This window comes from Micromonospora sp. SL1-18, from assembly GCF_047921505.1.
GTDB lineage: Bacteria > Actinomycetota > Actinomycetes > Mycobacteriales > Micromonosporaceae > Micromonospora.
Window position 1 is genome coordinate 1 of the sequence record NZ_JBLROA010000070.1, and the last position, 16,402, is coordinate 16,402.

The 16,402-nt window shown below is 71.3% G+C and carries 13 protein-coding genes; 7 read left to right on the forward strand and 6 right to left on the reverse strand.

Annotated features, from left to right (window positions below):
* Positions 1–23: 23 nt before the first annotated feature.
* The 4 genes from hisC to hppD are packed head-to-tail and all read right to left on the reverse strand — an operon-like array spanning position 24 to position 4,056.
* Positions 24–1,127, reverse strand: coding sequence for a histidinol-phosphate transaminase (gene hisC, locus ACNAW0_RS25300; RefSeq protein WP_416290504.1), 1,104 nt, complete (start codon positions 1,125–1,127; stop codon positions 24–26).
* Complete coding sequence (locus ACNAW0_RS25305) at positions 1,124–2,068, reverse strand: RDD family protein (RefSeq protein WP_416290505.1); 945 nt, start codon at positions 2,066–2,068, stop codon at positions 1,124–1,126. Before ACNAW0_RS25305 ends, hisC begins: the two co-directional genes overlap by 4 nt.
* A 55-nt stretch (positions 2,069–2,123) precedes the next feature.
* Positions 2,124–2,840 (reverse strand): RDD family protein, encoded by a 717-nt coding sequence (locus tag ACNAW0_RS25310; protein WP_416290506.1) that lies wholly within the window; start codon positions 2,838–2,840, stop codon positions 2,124–2,126.
* Positions 2,841–2,850: 10 nt separating this feature from the next.
* Positions 2,851–4,056 (reverse strand): 4-hydroxyphenylpyruvate dioxygenase, encoded by a 1,206-nt coding sequence (hppD, locus tag ACNAW0_RS25315; protein ID WP_416290507.1) that lies wholly within the window; start codon positions 4,054–4,056, stop codon positions 2,851–2,853.
* A gap of 140 nt (positions 4,057–4,196) precedes the next feature.
* On the opposite strand from hppD, the gene ACNAW0_RS25320 reads away from it, so the two are divergent.
* The 3 genes from ACNAW0_RS25320 (at position 4,197) to ACNAW0_RS25330 (ending at position 7,958) form a co-directional block, all read left to right on the forward strand.
* Positions 4,197–4,691, forward strand: coding sequence for an Lrp/AsnC family transcriptional regulator (locus ACNAW0_RS25320; RefSeq protein ID WP_416290508.1), 495 nt, complete (start codon positions 4,197–4,199; stop codon positions 4,689–4,691).
* A 150-nt stretch (positions 4,692–4,841) separates the two neighbouring features.
* Entirely contained in the window at positions 4,842–6,224 is a 1,383-nt protein-coding gene (locus ACNAW0_RS25325; protein WP_416290535.1) for a hypothetical protein, read from the forward strand.
* Between the two features lie 66 nt (positions 6,225–6,290).
* Positions 6,291–7,958: a fumarate hydratase gene (locus ACNAW0_RS25330; RefSeq protein ID WP_416290509.1), complete on the forward strand. Its 1,668-nt coding sequence runs from the start codon at positions 6,291–6,293 to the stop codon at positions 7,956–7,958.
* 58 nt (positions 7,959–8,016) lie between these two features.
* Here ACNAW0_RS25330 and ACNAW0_RS25335 read toward each other — a convergent pair whose 3' ends face one another.
* Together ACNAW0_RS25335 and ACNAW0_RS25340 are read right to left on the reverse strand one after the other, a co-directional pair.
* Positions 8,017–9,843: a hypothetical protein gene (locus ACNAW0_RS25335; RefSeq protein WP_416290510.1), complete on the reverse strand. Its 1,827-nt coding sequence runs from the start codon at positions 9,841–9,843 to the stop codon at positions 8,017–8,019.
* A gap of 30 nt (positions 9,844–9,873) precedes the next feature.
* The gene (locus tag ACNAW0_RS25340; RefSeq protein WP_416290511.1) at positions 9,874–10,452 is read right to left on the reverse strand and encodes a DNRLRE domain-containing protein; all 579 of its coding nucleotides are present in this window, start codon (positions 10,450–10,452) and stop codon (positions 9,874–9,876) included.
* 375 nt (positions 10,453–10,827) lie between these two features.
* Here ACNAW0_RS25340 and ACNAW0_RS25345 point away from each other — a divergent pair, with 375 nt between their 5' ends.
* The 4 genes from ACNAW0_RS25345 (at position 10,828) to ACNAW0_RS25360 (ending at position 16,383) form a co-directional block, all read left to right on the forward strand.
* Entirely contained in the window at positions 10,828–13,809 is a 2,982-nt protein-coding gene (locus ACNAW0_RS25345) for a BTAD domain-containing putative transcriptional regulator (protein ID WP_416290512.1), read from the forward strand.
* A gap of 35 nt (positions 13,810–13,844) precedes the next feature.
* Entirely contained in the window at positions 13,845–15,254 is a 1,410-nt protein-coding gene (locus ACNAW0_RS25350; RefSeq protein ID WP_416290513.1) for a class II fumarate hydratase, read from the forward strand.
* Between the two features lie 474 nt (positions 15,255–15,728).
* Positions 15,729–16,184: a Scr1 family TA system antitoxin-like transcriptional regulator gene (locus tag ACNAW0_RS25355; protein ID WP_416290514.1), complete on the forward strand. Its 456-nt coding sequence runs from the start codon at positions 15,729–15,731 to the stop codon at positions 16,182–16,184.
* 16 nt (positions 16,185–16,200) lie between these two features.
* A complete protein-coding gene (locus ACNAW0_RS25360; protein WP_416290515.1) occupies positions 16,201–16,383 on the forward strand; it encodes a DUF397 domain-containing protein in 183 nt (60 codons plus the stop codon).
* Positions 16,384–16,402 lie beyond the last annotated feature (19 nt).

Below are 16,402 nucleotides of genomic sequence, written 5' to 3' on the forward strand. Positions count from 1 at the left end.
TAATAGGGGGCCCCTCCTTACGCTCAGGTCAGGGCGGCCTCGGCGGCGGCGAGGAAGGCGTCGTTCTCGGCCGGGGTGCCGATGGTGACCCGGACCCCGTCGCGGGGGAACGGCCGGACGATCACGCCGCGCGCCTCGCACGTCTTGCCGAACTCGAGGGCCCGCTCGCCGAGCGGCAGCCAGACGAAGTTGGCCTGGCTGGACGGCACGTCCGGGACGAGCTTGCGCATCGCCTCGGTGACCCGGTCGCGTTCGGCGACGACCAGCGCGCAGCGCCGCTCGACCTCGTCGGCCTGCGCCAGTGCGGCCAGCGCGCCGGCCTGGGCGGCCATGCTGGTGGAGAACGGCGTGACGACCTTGCGCACGGCGGCGGCCACCGCCGGATCGGCGGCCAGCCAACCGACCCGCAGGCCGGCCAGCCCCCACGCCTTGGAGAGGGTGCGCAACACCGCCACGTTCGGTCGGTCCAGGTAGCCGAGCGCGTCCGGCACCTCGGGGTCGGTGACGAACTCCCGGTACGCCTCGTCGATCACCACGAGCACGTCGTCCGGCACCGCGTCGAGGAAACGGTCCAGTTCCGCCTTGCGGACGGCGGTGCCGGTCGGGTTGTTCGGGTTGCAGACCAGGATCATCCGGGTCCGGTCGGTCACCGCCGCCGCCATCGAGGCCAGGTCGTGGCCGTGGGCGGCGTCGTTCGGTACCTGCACGCTGGTCGCGCCGCTGGTCGCCGCGATGATCGGGTACGCCTCGAACGATCGCCACGAGTAGAGCAGCTCGTCGCCGGGGAGGCAGGTGGCCCGGACCAGGTGCTCGGCCAGCGCCACCGAACCGCAGCCGGTGGCGATCCGGTCGGCGTCCACGCCGTACCGCTCGGCGAGGGCTTGGCGCAGCGCCACCACGCCCATGTCCGGGTAACGGTGCGAGCCGGCCACCGCCTCGCCGACGGCCTCCACCACGCCGGGCAGCGGGCCGTAGGGGACCTCGTTGCTGGCCAGCTTGATCGCCTCCGGCAGGCCGAGCTCGCGGGCCAGGTCGGCGGGGCTGCGCCCGGGCACGTAGTTGGGCAGCGCGTCCAGGTCGGCGCGGGTCAGCCGCAGCGGAGGCTGGTGACGTCCGGTTTCGGTCATGGCGTGTCTCCCGGGGGATTGGCGCGGTCGCGCGGGGCGGTACGGGTGTCGGGCCTGGTGCGGGGCAGCTGCACCACCACGGTCTGCGCACGCTTGTCGTGCAGCGCCTGGCGTAGCGGCTGATCGAAGAGCGCGGAGACCACGTCGACGAACTGGAGCACCAGCCCCAGGCCACAGCAGAACCAGAGCAGGGTGGGCATGCCGAGGGTGCTCCACCGCCCGGTGGCCCGGCCGAAGCCGAGCGGCTGGTCGGCCTCGACCGGCAGGGCGCGAACCCCCATCATCCGCTTGCCCAGGGTCTGACCGCGGGCGGCCATCGCGGGCACCTCGTACGCGAACCAGAGTGCGGTGGCGATCACCAGGATGGCGATCAGGAGCCCTCCGGCGTGCTCGCCGGGCGACGGCAGCGGCTCGGGGTTCCGGATGTCCCCCGTGTTGACCCGGCGCAAGTACTCGTGCCACGGGGCGGCCAACTCGCCGAGGAGGCGCCAGATGAACCACCCGTTCACCGCCGCATTGAGCAGCAACAGCATGCCGAGGTCGATCAGGCGGGCGACCAGCCGGGCGCCGTACGAGGCGAGCGGCAGCCCGTGCGGGCGCGGCATGGGCAGTCGCCCCGGCCCGGTCGGGTGCGGCCAGCCGGGCGGCGGCCCCTGCGGGCGACCTGGCGCGGGCGGGTACCCCGGCCACTGACCGCCGGCCGGCGCCCCGGGGTGAGGTTGCCCCGGTTGCCCCGGTTGGTCCGGATGTGGCCCGGCGGCGGTCGTCGCCGGCGCGGCGGCGACCGACGGCGCGGTGGCGGGAGCCGGCTCGGGTGGCGGGGGACCCTCGGGCGGGGTGTCGCCGACGGGTATCGGCGCGCCGATCCAGCCCTCGCCGTCCCAGTACCGTCGGGTCTCGGGGTCGGCGGGGTCGACGTACCAGCCGGGTTTCACGCTCACGGTGCTACCTCAGTTCGCGATTGCGGGGCTCGCAAACCCGGCTCACTCCTCACGCTCACGGTGCAACCTTAACGACGACCGTGCCGGCGAACTTGTCGTGCAGGCACTGCTGCCAGGGCTTGTCCCAGAGCTGCCAGAAGCCGTCGGCGTAGCTGAGGAAGGGCACCAGCGAGCCGGCGACGAACTCGACCAGGTAGCGCTTGCCCAGCACACCCCGGGTCAGCGTGGCGGCCGGGTCGACCGGGACGATCCGGAGCTTCATCACCTTCTTGCCGAGCGTCTGCCCGGTCCGGCGGGCGTACTCGACGTGGTAGATCCAGTAGAAGACGAACAACAGCAGCACGATTGCGGCGTCGGCGAGCAGCAGAGGCAGGAAGAGATCGGTCCAGATGCTCGCCGGGTCAGGCCCGGGAGTTCCGTTCGGGCCAGCCGGGGGCAGGTCGCTGACGATCCGGAAGAAGATCCAGAAGAAGAAGGGCGTGAAGAGCACCATCGTCACCACGGCCGCCACTGCGGTGTCGATCAGCCAGGCCAGAAGCCGGTCGCCGAAGCCAGCCAGCGGCTGCCCGTTCGGGGCCAGGGTCGGCGGCACGAAGCCAGGGTGCGGGGCGTACCCCGGGGGCGGTGGCGGGTAGCCCGGCAGCCCGTACGTGGGCGGTGTGCGCTGCGGCGGCGGGGCGTACCCCGGCGGGCCGGTGGGCGGCGCGAAGCCGCCGCCCGCGGGCGGAGGGCCGGCGGGCGGCGGCGTCGGGTTCGGGGGAGGCTGGGTCACGCGGACAGTGTTACAGGTTGCCGCGCTTCTCCTGCTCCCGCTCGATCGCCTCGAACAGGGCCTTGAAGTTGCCCTTGCCGAAGCCGAGGGAGCCGTGCCGCTCGATCAGCTCGAAGAAGACGGTCGGTCGGTCCTGCACCGGCTTGGTGAAGATCTGCAGCAGGTAGCCATCCTCGTCCCGGTCGACCAGGATCTTGCGGGCCTTCAACTCCTCGATCGGCACCCGCACCTCGCCGATCCGGGCGCGCAGCTCCGGGTCGTCGTAGTACGAGTCCGGGGTGTCCAGGAAGTCGACTCCGGCGGCGCGCATGGCGTCGACGCTGGCCAGGATGTCGTTGGTGGCGACGGCGATGTGCTGGGCACCCGCGCCCTGGTAGAACTCCAGGTACTCGTCGATCTGCGACTTCTTGCGGGCGACGGCCGGCTCGTTCAGCGGGAACTTCACCTTGCGGGTGCCGTTCGCGACCACCTTGCTCATCAGGGCGGAGTAGTCCGTCGCGATGTCGTCACCGATGAACTCGGCCATGTTGCTGAAGCCCATGACCCGCTTGTAGAACTCGACCCACTCGTCCATCCTGCCGAGTTCCACGTTGCCGACCACGTGGTCGACGGCCTGGAAGAAGCGCTTCGGCTGGAGGCCGGCGTCGATCATCGGCTGCCGGTCCACGATCGGCCCGCGGGCCACGAAGCCGGGCAGGAACGGGCCGGTGTAGCGGGACCGGTCGATGAGGGTGTGCCGGGTGTCGCCGTACGCGGCGATGGCCGCCAGCCGGACGCTGCCGTGCTCGTCGGTGACGTCGTGCGGCTCGACCAGGCCGGTCGCGCCCTGGGCGGTGGCGTGCGCGTACGCGGCGTCCACGTCCGGCACCTCCAGCGCGATGTCGGAGACGCCGTCGCTGTGCTTGGCCACGTGCTCGGCGCCCTCGGCGTCGGGGCGGACCGCGCCGGTCAGCACGAACCGGGCCGAGCCGCTGGTCAGCACGTACTGGGCGTGGTCCCGGTAGCCCTGCTCCGGGCCCCGGTACGCCACACAGGTCATGCCGAACGCGGTGGAGTAGTAGTGGGCGGCCTGCTTGGCGTTGCCCACCAGGAAGTGCACGTGGTCGAGCCCCTTGACCGGGAACGGGTCCCGGGTGAAGTCGTGGTCGACGGCGCCGACGAGGGCGTCGACGTCGACCTCCTCGGTCGACTCGGGTCGGTCGATCGCCTGGGTCATGGTGGCCTCCCTTGCGTACCGGCCGGCCTTTTGGGCCGCCGTAGCTGTGCTGATGTGGCGAGGATCGCCGTCCCGCCGCTGGTTGAGCAACACTTCGTGAATATGCTGGTCAGGTTGTGCATTTGGTAAAGTGAAACCCCATGAACGCTGGTCAGGATGTACAGCTGGACGAGCTGGATGCGCGACTGCTCACGTTGCTGGCCGAGGAGCCGCGGATCGGGGTGCTGGAGTGCTCCCGCCGGCTCAAGGTGGCCCGGGGCACCGTCCAGGCCCGGCTCGACAAGCTGGTCGACCGGGGGGTGATCCACGGCTTCGGGCCGGACATCTCACCGGCCGCCATCGGCTTCGGGGTGACCAGCTTCGTGACCCTGGAGATCAGCCAGCGGCACGGCCACGACCCGGTCACCGCGCACCTGGCCGCGATCCCGGAGGTGCTGGAGGCGCACACCATCACCGGCTCCAGCGACCTGCTCTGCCGCATCGTGGCCCGGTCGAACACCGACCTCCAGCGCGTGATCGACCAGATCGTCGCCTTCGAGGGGATCCGGCGGGCTTCGACGATCATCGCGCTGGCGGAGCAGATTCCGTACCGCGTCCTTCCCCTGGTCCGCTCCGCGGCCCACGGGAATCCCTGACGCCGCTGGCAGAGCAGCGCCCTCTAACACGCCGCCGGGCGGAGAAAGCGGCGCGACACGCACGCGCGCGGGCTCGGCGCGGCGGTGATCGTCGCTACCGTGTGCGGTGTGAAGGGCCTTGGCGTACGCGGCTGGTTGCTGCTGGGGCTCATCACCGTGGTCGTGCTCGCCGCCACCGGCGTGTGGAACCCGTTCCCCGGGATGTGGGAGTGGATCGACCGGAGCGAGCCGATCTCCGAGCCGGACGTGGTCTGGCAACAGCGAATCGGCGGCACGCCGAAGAGCGTCACCATCGCCGGCGACACCGTGATCGTCGAGCAGCGTACCCGGGTCGAGGCGCGCAGCCTCGCCACCGGCACGCAGCTCTGGGAGCGCAAGGCGGACTGGGCGGCGGTCGCCGGCGGCGACCGGGACCCGGTCGTCGCCGTGGGCAAGCTCCTGGTCAAGGGGTACGAGCTGCTCGACCCGACCACCGGCGCGGTGCGCCGCCGCGACAATGAGGCGGTGGCGGTCTGGACGTACCGCGATCTCCTCCTCGACGCGCGCTGTGTGCAGGCGACCGACTGCACGCTGAACGCCTGGGAGCCGCGCGGCACGAAGCCGTTGTGGACCGCGTTCCTGCCCGGCGTGCACACCGGGATGCTCGCCGACAACCCGGAACTGCTCGGCACCCGGCGGCTGGGCGCCGCACGCATCGACAGCGGGGTGGCCGGGCCGGAGGCGGCCCCGCCGCTGCTCGGCTTCCCGGTGGACGGGCGGGTGAACGTGGTGGACACCGCCACCGGCCAGGTGCTCCAGAACGTCCAGCCCGGCCGCGACGAGCGGCTGGCGGTGGTTGGCGGCCGGCTGCTGCGGATCAGCGCCACCTCACAGGACGGCAGCTGCTACTTCGTCATCTCCGCCGTCGACCCGGCCACGGGTCGGGAGGTGTGGAAGCGGGCCGGGGTGAACCTGCGGACCGCGGACTACGCCGGCTGCGTGCAGCGGGAGGACCCGCTGGGCGCCCGGAACGTGCTGATCGGGGTCGCCCCGGACGGCCGCGAGGCGGTGATCGACGGGTACGACGGCCGGCTGCTCCAGGTCGGAGAGAACGGGCAGAAGCTGCTCGCCGTCGACGACCGGTACGCGCTGGTGCGCAGCGCCGACAAGCGCTCCGTCATCGGGCGGGAGCTGTCGGTTGACCGTAACCGGTGGACCCGGCCGGCCGGCGGGAAGAGCGGCGCGGCGCTCACCCCGTACGCGGCGGTGATCACCGAGGAGAAGCCGTCCCGGCTGATCGCGGTCCAGCCGCGCACCGGGCGGGAACTGGTGGTGCTGCGCACCTCGGCGAACGCCCTGGCGGTCGGTCCGAACGGCATGATCATCGGTGAGGGGCGGGAGATCGGCTACGTCCGCTGGGGCGCCGCCACCTCGGTCGCGCCACCGCCCACCGAGGGCGGAGCCGCCGGGCCGAATCCGGACGGCAGCTACCTGCCCCCGTCGGACCAGGGCAGCTGCGGACCGAAGCGGGAACTCTGCAGCAACGGTGGGTGAGAGCGGGGTCCCAGGACGACCCGTCGGGTGTCACCGATCGACGCCTCTGCCCTAGGCTCTTTCGTCATGAGCAGTGCCGCCGCGTTCTCGTACGCCCCCTTGCTGCCGACCGGTCCCGACCAGACCGAATATCGCCTGGTCACCGACGAGGGCGTCGACGTCGTCAACGGCCCGGGTGGCCGTCGATTCCTCACCGTGGAGCCCTCCGCGCTGACCGCGCTGACCGCCGAGGCGATGCACGACATCGCCCACTTCCTGCGCCCGGCGCACCTGGCCCAGCTCCGGTCGATCATCGACGATCCGGCGGCCTCGCCGAATGACCGGTTCGTCGCGCTCGACCTGCTGCGCAACGCCAACATCGCCGCGGGTGGCGTGCTGCCGATGTGCCAGGACACCGGCACCGCGATCGTGATGGGCAAGCGCGGCCGGCACGTGCTCACCGACGGCACCGACGCCGAGGCCATCTCGCGCGGCGTCTACCAGGCGTACACCCGGCTGAACCTGCGCTATTCCCAGCTCGCCCCGCTGACCATGTGGGAGGAGCGGAACACCGGCAGCAACCTGCCGGCGCAGGTGGAGCTCTACGCCGAGGACCCGGACGGGCACCCGGACGCGTACAAGTTCCTCTTCATGGCCAAGGGCGGCGGCTCGGCCAACAAGTCGTACCTCTACCAGGAGACCAAGGCGCTGCTGAACCCGACGCGGATGATGCAGTTCCTGGAGGAGAAGCTGCGGCTGATCGGCACCTCGGCCTGCCCGCCGTACCACCTGGCCATCGTCATCGGCGGCACCTCCGCCGAGTACGCCCTGAAGACCGCCAAGTACGCCTCGGCGAAGTACCTAGACGCGCTGCCGACGCAGGGCTCGATGAGCGCGCACGGCTTCCGCGACCTGGAGCTGGAGGCCGAGGTGCTGGAGCTGACCCGCAACTTCGGCATCGGCGCGCAGTTCGGCGGCCGCTACTTCTGCCACGACGTACGGGTGGTCCGGCTGCCCCGGCACGGCGCCTCCTGCCCGGTGGCGATCGCCGTCTCCTGCTCCGCCGACCGCCAGGCCGTCGCGAAGATCACCCCGTCGGGCGTGTGGCTGGAGCGGCTGGAGACCGACCCGGCGCGCTACCTGCCGGACGTCACCGAGGCGCAGCTCGACTCGTCGGAGGTGCTCCGGGTCGACCTGAACCGGCCGATGGACGAGATCCGCGCCGAACTGTCGAAGTACCCGGTGAAGACCCGGCTGTCGCTGACCGGCCCGCTCGTCGTGGCCCGGGACATCGCGCACGCCAAGATCGCCGAGCGGCTGGACGCGGGCGAGCCGATGCCGCAGTACCTGCGCGATCACGCCGTCTACTACGCCGGGCCGGCCAAGACCCCCGAGGGCTACGCCTCCGGCTCGTTCGGCCCGACCACCGCCGGCCGGATGGACGCGTACGTGGAGAAGTTCCAGGCGGCCGGTGGTTCGATGGTGATGCTGGCCAAGGGCAACCGCTCCGCCCAGGTCACCCGCTCCTGCCAGCAGCACGGCGGCTTCTACCTCGGCTCGATCGGCGGCCCGGCCGCCCGGCTCGCGCAGGACTGCATCAAGCACGTCGAGGTGCTCGAATACGCCGAGCTGGGCATGGAGGCGGTCTGGAAGATCGAGGTGGAGGACTTCCCCGCCTTCATCGTCGTCGACGACAAGGGCAACGACTTCTTCGCCGAGGTCACCAAGCCGGTGCTCACCGTCGGCCGACGCTGACCCTGACGTACGCGAAAAGGGCGCCGGGAAATCCCGGCGCCCTTTTCCATGTTCCGGATCAGTCCCGGTCAATCCAGATGTTGTAGTACGCCCACCCTGAGGTGACCCCGGTCGCGGTGCGGCTGCGAACCCTCAGGTCGTGGCCGTAGGGCGACGAGGCGGTCCAACTCACCCGGGCCGTGCCGGCCGCGTCGGCCGCCACGATCAGCTCCGAGCCCCCGTCGAACGAGTAGACGAACTCGGTGGTGCCGGGAAGCTGGGCGGTGAAGACGAAATCACCGGTCTGACCGACCTTGGCGTTGCCGCCCCAGACAAAGACGTCCGAGGAGACCATCGGGCTCAGCGGATCCACCCGGAACGAGTAGAAGTCGGGGTCGGTGGTGGCCCCGGTGGCCGTACGCGCCCGCACCTGCAGTTCGTTCCAGCCGCCCCACCCGTCGTCAAAGGTGCCGGTCGGCGTCCATTCGATGCTGGCGGTGCCGTCCGGCCCCGCCGCTACGGTGCGCTCCGGCTCTCCCCGGAACGTGTAGACGTACGAGGTGATCCCCGTGCTCCCCTCGTGCGGCCGGAAGGTGAAGGTACCCGTCACCCCCGGGCCGCCGCCGGTCGCGTTCTGCGGGTAGACCGTGGACTCGACGGTCGGCGCGAGCGAGGCCACCTCGAACGACAGATCGGCGGTGGCCGACTCGACGCCGTCGGCGGTCCGGCTGAACACCTGGATCGTGTGCCAGTACGCCGACTCCGGGGTGTAGCTGACCGTCGCGCTGCCGTCCGCACCGGCCGGGACGGTCACCGGCTCGCCCCAGTCGATGGAGTAGACGTATTCGGCGACGCCGTCCATCCCCGGCTTGAACACGAAGCTGCCTTTGGTGCCGGCCGGTGCGCCGACCGTTCCGTCCAGCGGCCACTGGTCCGAGCTCACCAGGGGCTCGGTTCGGACGTAGAAGTTGTAGCGCGCCTCACCGGAGGGCAGGCCGTCCCGGGTACGGCTGCGGACGCGCAGGGTGTTCCATTCGGTGGTGGGCGTAACGGCAGCCGTGGCCTGCCCCTCCGCGTCGGCCGGCACGGTGTGCTCCGGGCCGTCGTTGAGCTGCCAGGTGTACTCGACCACGTTCGCCATACCCGGGTGGAAGGTCAGCTCGCGGGGCTGGCCGATCATGCCGTTCGGATTCGCGTCGGTTACCTGCGGGGCGGTCTGCCGGACGTAGAACTCGTACATGGTGGTGGCAGAGTGGTTGCCGGTCCGGTCGATGCTTTGCACTTCAAGGCGCTGGTAGCCGGCCCGCTTCGGGGTGTAGCTCACCGTCGCCGAACCGCCGAGGGCGTCGGCGTCGGCCGTTCCGGAGCCGTCGAAACCCCAGTACGTGTAGCTCACCACGTCATCCGAGCCGTTGGCGGAGAAGGTGAACTTCCCGGGGATGCCCGGGCCGAAGTCCGTCGGATCGTATGGCGCAGCCGGGTAGTCCGCCGAGGTCACGTATGGCGCTGCCGGCACCCGGGTGTCGACGGTGAACCGGCACTCCGGCGACCAGTCCGAGGTGTCGCCGTCCTGGTCGGTGGCGCGGACGCTGAACGCGTAGCTGCCCCCGTGCACCATCGCCCCGTCCGGCACCGAGTACCGGAACCGGGACCCCGAGGGCATCGGGTACGAGGACTCGAACTCGGTCCGTTCGGTAGGCCGGTCCACCGGCCACCAGGCGAAGGTCGCCTTCAGCTGGTCGTTGCCGCCGGTCTCGTTGACGTCCGGGTCGGTCACCTCGGCCTGGAACTCCGGCCGGGTCGTACCGATGAACAGGTCGTCCCGGCACATGAGGCCGCCGGCACTGAGCTTGCCGGGGACGTTCGGCGCCCTGTTGTGCTCCAGGGAGACGCCGAGCGTGTCCACCCGTCGACCCCAGTGGACGCCGTCCTCGTGCTAGCCGATACGGAGCATGAAGGTGATCTTGTCCTGTTTGGCCGCGACCGCCTTGCTCATCGCATCGGTGATCATCGTGGACAGGTACCGCGCCGGGCACGCCGGGCCGAGCACGCTGAGGTCGGCAATCTTCTCGACGGCCGTGGGCGCGTTCTTCCAGGTGGGTGCGCTGGTCGGGTTCTCGGTCAGCCAGAGCTGGAGCTCCCGCGGCTTGTCGCAGTTGTTGACCGACCGCTCGCCGGTGAACGCCCGGGCGCTGATGATCCGCTGCCCTTGGTAGCGGGTGAGGTCGAAGGTGAAGTACGCCCGGGACGTGTGCTTGTCGCCCGAGGCGGTCTGCCAGGTGCCGACCGGGAGGCTGCCGTCCTCGGCCGGGAAGGAGCGGGTGGGCTGGGCGTTGTCCGTCCAGGCCACCTCGATCGGCCGGACGTAGGTCTCCAGGGCCCACGCCGGCTGGCCGGTGACCGCCAGGGTGCCCGCCGTGGTTAGCAGGGCCGCGAGGCCCGTGGTGAGGAGCCGGCTTGGTATACGCCGAGTGCGTGCGGTGGACACTCTGGTGGAGCCCCCGTTGTCGTCCAAGGTGAAAGCCTCCGAAGGGTGCGAAAGGATCCACATAATCTTAAGTAGATGAGTACGTGGGCGCGCCCGACTTTCGGTCCCCGGGAGCGACCGCGTCGGCAGATCGAGGAGGAACGGGTGGGCGACGGCGCGGGTACGGGACGTTCGGGCACTCCGTACCCGCTTGCCGTCCAATCGACGTCGGTGCGCCCAACCGGGAGGGGGGGATTCCCGGTGGGCGCACCGCCCCCGTCGGATGCCGTCACCGGCAACCCGGGACGAGTCTCGGGGCTGGTGCTGTCGATCCGCTATCAGATCGCTATCGTCCGCGCGTGGCGATCCGTGGTGGTCGGGCTACGCTCCTGGAAGTCGCACAGGAAGGCGCGCGGGGAGTAGATGCGGTTCGGGATCCTGGGACCTCTGCGGGTGGGTGGTGGCGAGGCCACGGTCACGGCGGGACGGGACCGAACAGTGCTCGCCATGCTGCTGCTGCGTCCCGGACGGGTGGTGCCCGTCGAGGACCTGGTCGACGCGGTCTGGGAGGAGCGGCCACCGGCCACCGCCCGGACCCAGCTGCAGATCTGCGTGTCACGACTGCGACAGCGACTCGCCAAGCTCGGGCTGCCACCGGAGGCCATCGTCACCGACCCGGTCGGCTACAGCATCCGGGTCGCCCCGGCCGACCTGGACGCGGAGGTCTTCGCCCGCGCCGTCGAGGCCGGCCGGGCCGCGGTGGCCGCCGGCCAGCCCGCCGAGGCGCGGCGGCACTACCGGGCCGCGCTGGCCCTCTGGCGTGGCCCGGCGCTGAGCGGGATCGCCAACCGGCGGGTACGGCGCCGGGCGCAGGCCCTCGACGAGCAGCGACTCGCCGCGCTGGAGGAGTGCGTCGACGTCGAACTGCGGTTGCACCAAGCGGGCGACCTGATCGACGAGCTGACCGAGAGCGTCGAACGGAATCCGCTGCGGGAGCGGCTACGCGGCCAGCTCATGCTCGCCCTCGCCGCGGTCGGCCGGCAGGCGGACGCGCTCGCCGTCTACCGGGAGGGCCGCCGCATCTACGCCGAGGAGCTGGGCATCGAGCCCGGTACGGCGTTGCAGGAGCTGCACCAGCGGGTGCTCGCCGGTGACTTGGCGTTGGGCGGCTCGGAGAGCAGTGCCGGCATGCCGGTCCGCTCGCTGCCCCGCGCGATCAGCGACTTCACCGGGCGGCAGCAGACGGTGGCCCGGCTCGTGCGGGGGATCGAGGAGGACGGGGCCCGGATCCAGCTCATCGACGGGATGGCCGGCAGCGGCAAGACCACCCTCGCCGTGCACGTGGCGGTCGCCCTCGGCGACCGCTACCCCGACGCGCACCTCTTTATCGACCTACATGGGCACAGCGAGCGCAGCCCGCTGGCCCCGGCGGCGGCGGTGGCCACGCTGCTCCGGCAGTTCGGCGTGCCGGCCGAGCGGGTGCCGCTCGACCCGGACGACCGGCTGGCGATGTGGCGTACCGAGCTGGCCAACCGGCGCGCCTTGGTGGTGCTGGACAACGCGGCCAGCACCGCGCAGGTGGCACCACTGCTGCCCAACGGGCCGGACAACCTGGTCCTGATCACCAGTCGCCGACGCCTGGTCGGGCTCGACGACGGGCGGCCGTCGTCGTTGCCGGTGCTCGATCCGGACGAGGCGGTCGAGCTGCTCGCGCGGGTCGCCGGCCGGGAGCGGGTGGCCGCCGAGCCGCCGGCCGCCGCCGAGGTGGTCCGCCGGTGCGGGTACCTGCCGCTGGCGATCCGCCTGGCCGGTGCCCGCCTGGCGCACCGGCCCCGCTGGCGGATCGCCGACCTGGCCGAGCGGCTGGCCGCCGGGCGGGACCCGTTGGCCGAACTCGCGGCCGGCGGGCGCTCGGTGGGGCAAGCCTTCGCCCTGTCGTACGCCCAGGTCTCGCCTCCGGCGCAGCGGCTGTTCCGCCTGCTCGGGCTGCATCCGGGCGTCCGGTTCGACAACAGGGTGGCCGCCGCGCTCATCGAGCTGCCCCTGCCCGACGTGCGTGACCCGCTCGACGAACTCGTTGACGCGCATCTGGCGGAGGAGGTGGAGCCGGGCCGGTACCGGCTGCACGACCTGCTGCGGGAGTACGCCCGAGGGCTGCTGGCGGCACCGGAGCGGGCCGACGAGCGCCGGGCCGGCGTGGAGCGGCTGCTCGATCACCACCTGCACGTGGCGGCCTCGATCGCCCGGACGATCGAGGTGGGGCGCAGCGAAGACCTCTACCGTTTCCCTCCGCAGGCCCGACCTGACCTGGTCGAGGCCACCGTGGACGAGGGCCGCGGCTGGTTCGACGAGAACCAGGCGACCCTGACCGCCCTGGTCCGGCTCGCGGAGGCCGAGGGCTTCCTGCGGCACTGCTGGCAACTGACCCGGGCGTGCTGGCGGGCGTATTTCGACGGGGGTCATCTCGACGAGCTGATCGAGACGCACAACATCGCCCTGCGCGCCGCGGAGACGTTGCGCGACGACGAGGCGGTGGCGATAACCATGAACTACCTCGCGTCGGCCCACTACCGGCTGGCGCGGTCTTCCGAGGCGATCCGCCTGATGGAGGCCGTCCTCGACCGGTACCGCCGGCTCGGCCTGCGGCGGGAAATGCGGAACACCCTGGCCAACCTGGGCGGCCCGTACATCAGTGGCGACGAGTATCGCCGGGCCGTGGAGCGTATCCGACTCGGCGTGCGGATGATCCGGTATCCGGACGAGGTCACGTTGCTGGGCGGCCTCTTCAACAACCTCTCGGTCGCCCTGTTGCACCTCGGCTGGTACGGGGAGGCGCTGCGCGTGGCCCGGCACCACCTGCTGCTGGCCCGGCAGGACCGTGACCTGCGCCTGTCGGCCCACGCCCTCGGGCACCTCGGGATGATCCGGCACCGGATGGGTGATCTGGGGCCGGCCCGGCGGCTGTTGCGGCTGGCATTGCTCCTCAAGCGCAGGGACCACAACCGCTTCGGCGAGGGTGAGGTGCTCAACGAGATCGGGGTGATGGAGCGCCGGGCAGGACGGCCCGGGGAGGCAGCGCTCCGGCACCGGGAGGCGTTGCTCGCGATGATCGGGGTCGGTGACCCGAGCGGCCAGTGCGCGTCACGCAACCTGCTGGCCCGCGCCCTCCTTGAGCAGGGCGACTCGCCCAGTGCGCTCGACCTGCACCGCCGTGTGCTCCAGGACGCCACCAAGCTGGGCCTCCGCTACGAGCAGGCCCGGGCGCTGGACGGGATGGCCCGCTGCCTGTGCAGCACCGATCGGAAGGGCGCCCGGACGTACGCCAGCCGGGCGCTGATCCTGTTCCGGCAGATCGAGTCCCCGGACCAGAAGGACGCTGCGGAGCTGCTGGCCGCGCTGGGCTGAGCGATCATCTGCGCGCCGGCGTCCAGCGCGGCAGGATGGTACGCGTGACCACTCCAGAAGCGACCGGCTACCGGATCGAACGCGACTCGATGGGCGAGGTGGAGGTGCCCGCCGAGGCCCTGTGGCGGGCGCAGACGCAGCGCGCCGTGCAGAACTTCCCGATCTCGGGGCGCAGCATCGAACCGGCCCAGATCAAGGCCCTGGCGCAGATCAAGGGAGCCGCCGCCCAGGTCAACGGCGAGTTGGGGGTGATCGGGGCGGACGTGGCGGAGGCGATCGCCACCGCTGCCGCGCACGTCGTCGACGGCGGGTACGACGACCAGTTCCCGGTCGACGTCTTCCAGACCGGATCCGGCACCTCGTCCAACATGAACGCCAACGAGGTGATCGCCACCCTGGCCAGCCGCGAGCTGGGCCGCGACGTACACCCCAACGACGACGTCAACGCCTCGCAGTCCAGCAACGACGTCTTCCCGACGTCGATCCACCTGGCCGCGACCCAGTTCGTGGTGGAGGATCTGATCCCCTCGCTGAAGCACCTGGCCGGGGCACTGGAGGAGAAGGCGGCCGAGTTCGAGACGGTGGTCAAGGCCGGGCGTACCCACCTGATGGACGCCACGCCGATCACCCTGGGCCAGGAGTTCGGCGGGTACGCCGCCCAGGTCCGTTACGGCGTCGAGCGGCTGGAGGCGGTGCTGTCCCGGCTGGCCGAGTTGCCGCTCGGCGGCACGGCCGTGGGTACCGGCATCAACACGCCGTTCGGCTTCGCGGCGAATGTGATCGAGAAGCTGCGTGCCTCCACCGGGCTGCCGCTGGCGGAGGCCCGCAACCACTTCGAGGCGCAGGGTGCCCGGGACGCGCTGGTGGAGACCTCCGGCCAGCTCCGCACCATCGCGGTCGGCCTGTACAAGATGGCCAACGACATCCGCTGGATGGGCTCCGGCCCGCGCGCCGGCCTGCGGGAGCTGCGCATCCCCGATCTTCAGCCCGGTTCGTCCATCATGCCCGGCAAGGTGAACCCGGTGGTCGCCGAGGCGATGCGGCAGGTCTGCGCGCAGGTGATCGGCAACGACGCCACGGTGGCGTTCGCCGGGTCGCAGGGCGACTTCGAGCTGAACGTCATGCTCCCGGTGATGGGCCGTAACCTCCTGGAGTCGATCAAGCTGCTGGCCGCGTCGAGCCGGCTTTTCGCCGACCGCCTGGTGGCCGGCCTGGTCGCGGACGCCGAGGTCTGCCTGGCGTACGCCGAAGGCTCGCCGTCGATCGTCACCCCGCTCAACCGCCACCTCGGGTACGACGAGGCCGCCTCGATCGCCAAGGAGGCGCTGGCCAAGCAGGTCTCCATCCGCGAGGTGGTGATCTCTCGGGGGCATGTCGCCTCGGGCAAGCTCAGCGAGGTCCAGCTCGACGAGGCCCTCGACCTGCTCCGGATGACCCACCCCTGACCGCCTGCCCCCCCGACCGCCTGATCCACCCCGCCGCGACCGGCTTGATCCACTCCGTATGCCGCATTTTGTGGTCTCCAGCGGCGTAGAGGCCGCGATGTGCCGCACACCGAGTGGATCAGCGGCCGGGTGGCCGCCGGTCGCGCGGTTGCGCACGGCCAGGGCGCGAGAGGCACGGGGCGCTGGTTCGAGGACGACCGGGGCATGGGTTCCCTCCTATGGAGCTGACTCGTTTGTGACATCACCCCGGCTGGTGGGACCGCCCGGCCGGGGGAGCGGGCGGTCCCACGCGACGCCGCGCTCGGGGGATGAGCGGCGGCGTCGTGCTTCACAGTCTGCTGATGACACCACTACGGTCGGAAGGGTTTACGCGCGCTGTCCGAGGCCCTGTGTGGTGGGCCGGGTAGCCGGTGGCGCGGCGCTGGAGTCGATCACCCTGGTCATGGAGGGCGGCTGGAGATGGCGGGTGGGCAGATGACCGCGGCGGTGTTCCTGGTGGCGGAGTTGCGCCGGGCGCGGGTTCGCCGGGGCTGGAGTCAGGACGAGCTGGCCAAGGCCGTCAACTACTCACCGTCGATGGTCAGCGCGGTGGAACTCGGCCAGCAGCCACCCACCCCGAAATACCTGGAACAGTTCGACAAGGCCCTCGACACCGGCGGCCTCTTCGGCCGGATGCTCACCGACCTGGTCAGCCTCGACCGAGCCCAGCCCTGGCTCCGCGGCAGAGGCGCGATCATCGCCCAGGCGAAGATGCTGCGCTGGTTCGAGCCGCTCTACGTGCCCGGCCTGCTCCAGACCGAGTCTTACGCCCGTGCCGTCTTCGAGGCGGGTGGACTGCTCGAACCGGAGGATGTTGAGCCCGGCTGCAACGGGTCTGGGAGGCTACCCTTGGCGAGGCATTGCCCCCGCAGGAGTCCATCGAGTTGGTGAGGGAAGTGGCGGAGTCATGGATTTGACCGGCGCCACTTGGCGGAAGAGCAGTCGTAGCGCTCAGACCAACGACTGCGTCGAGGTGGCGACGAACCTGCCCGGGGTGGTCGGGGTGCGGGACAGCAAGGACCCGGCCGGTCCGGTGCTCACCTTCGACCCGTACGCGTGGCGGGCCTTCGTCGTCGCGCCGCCGCGCTGATGCGACCACCTCTCCCGGC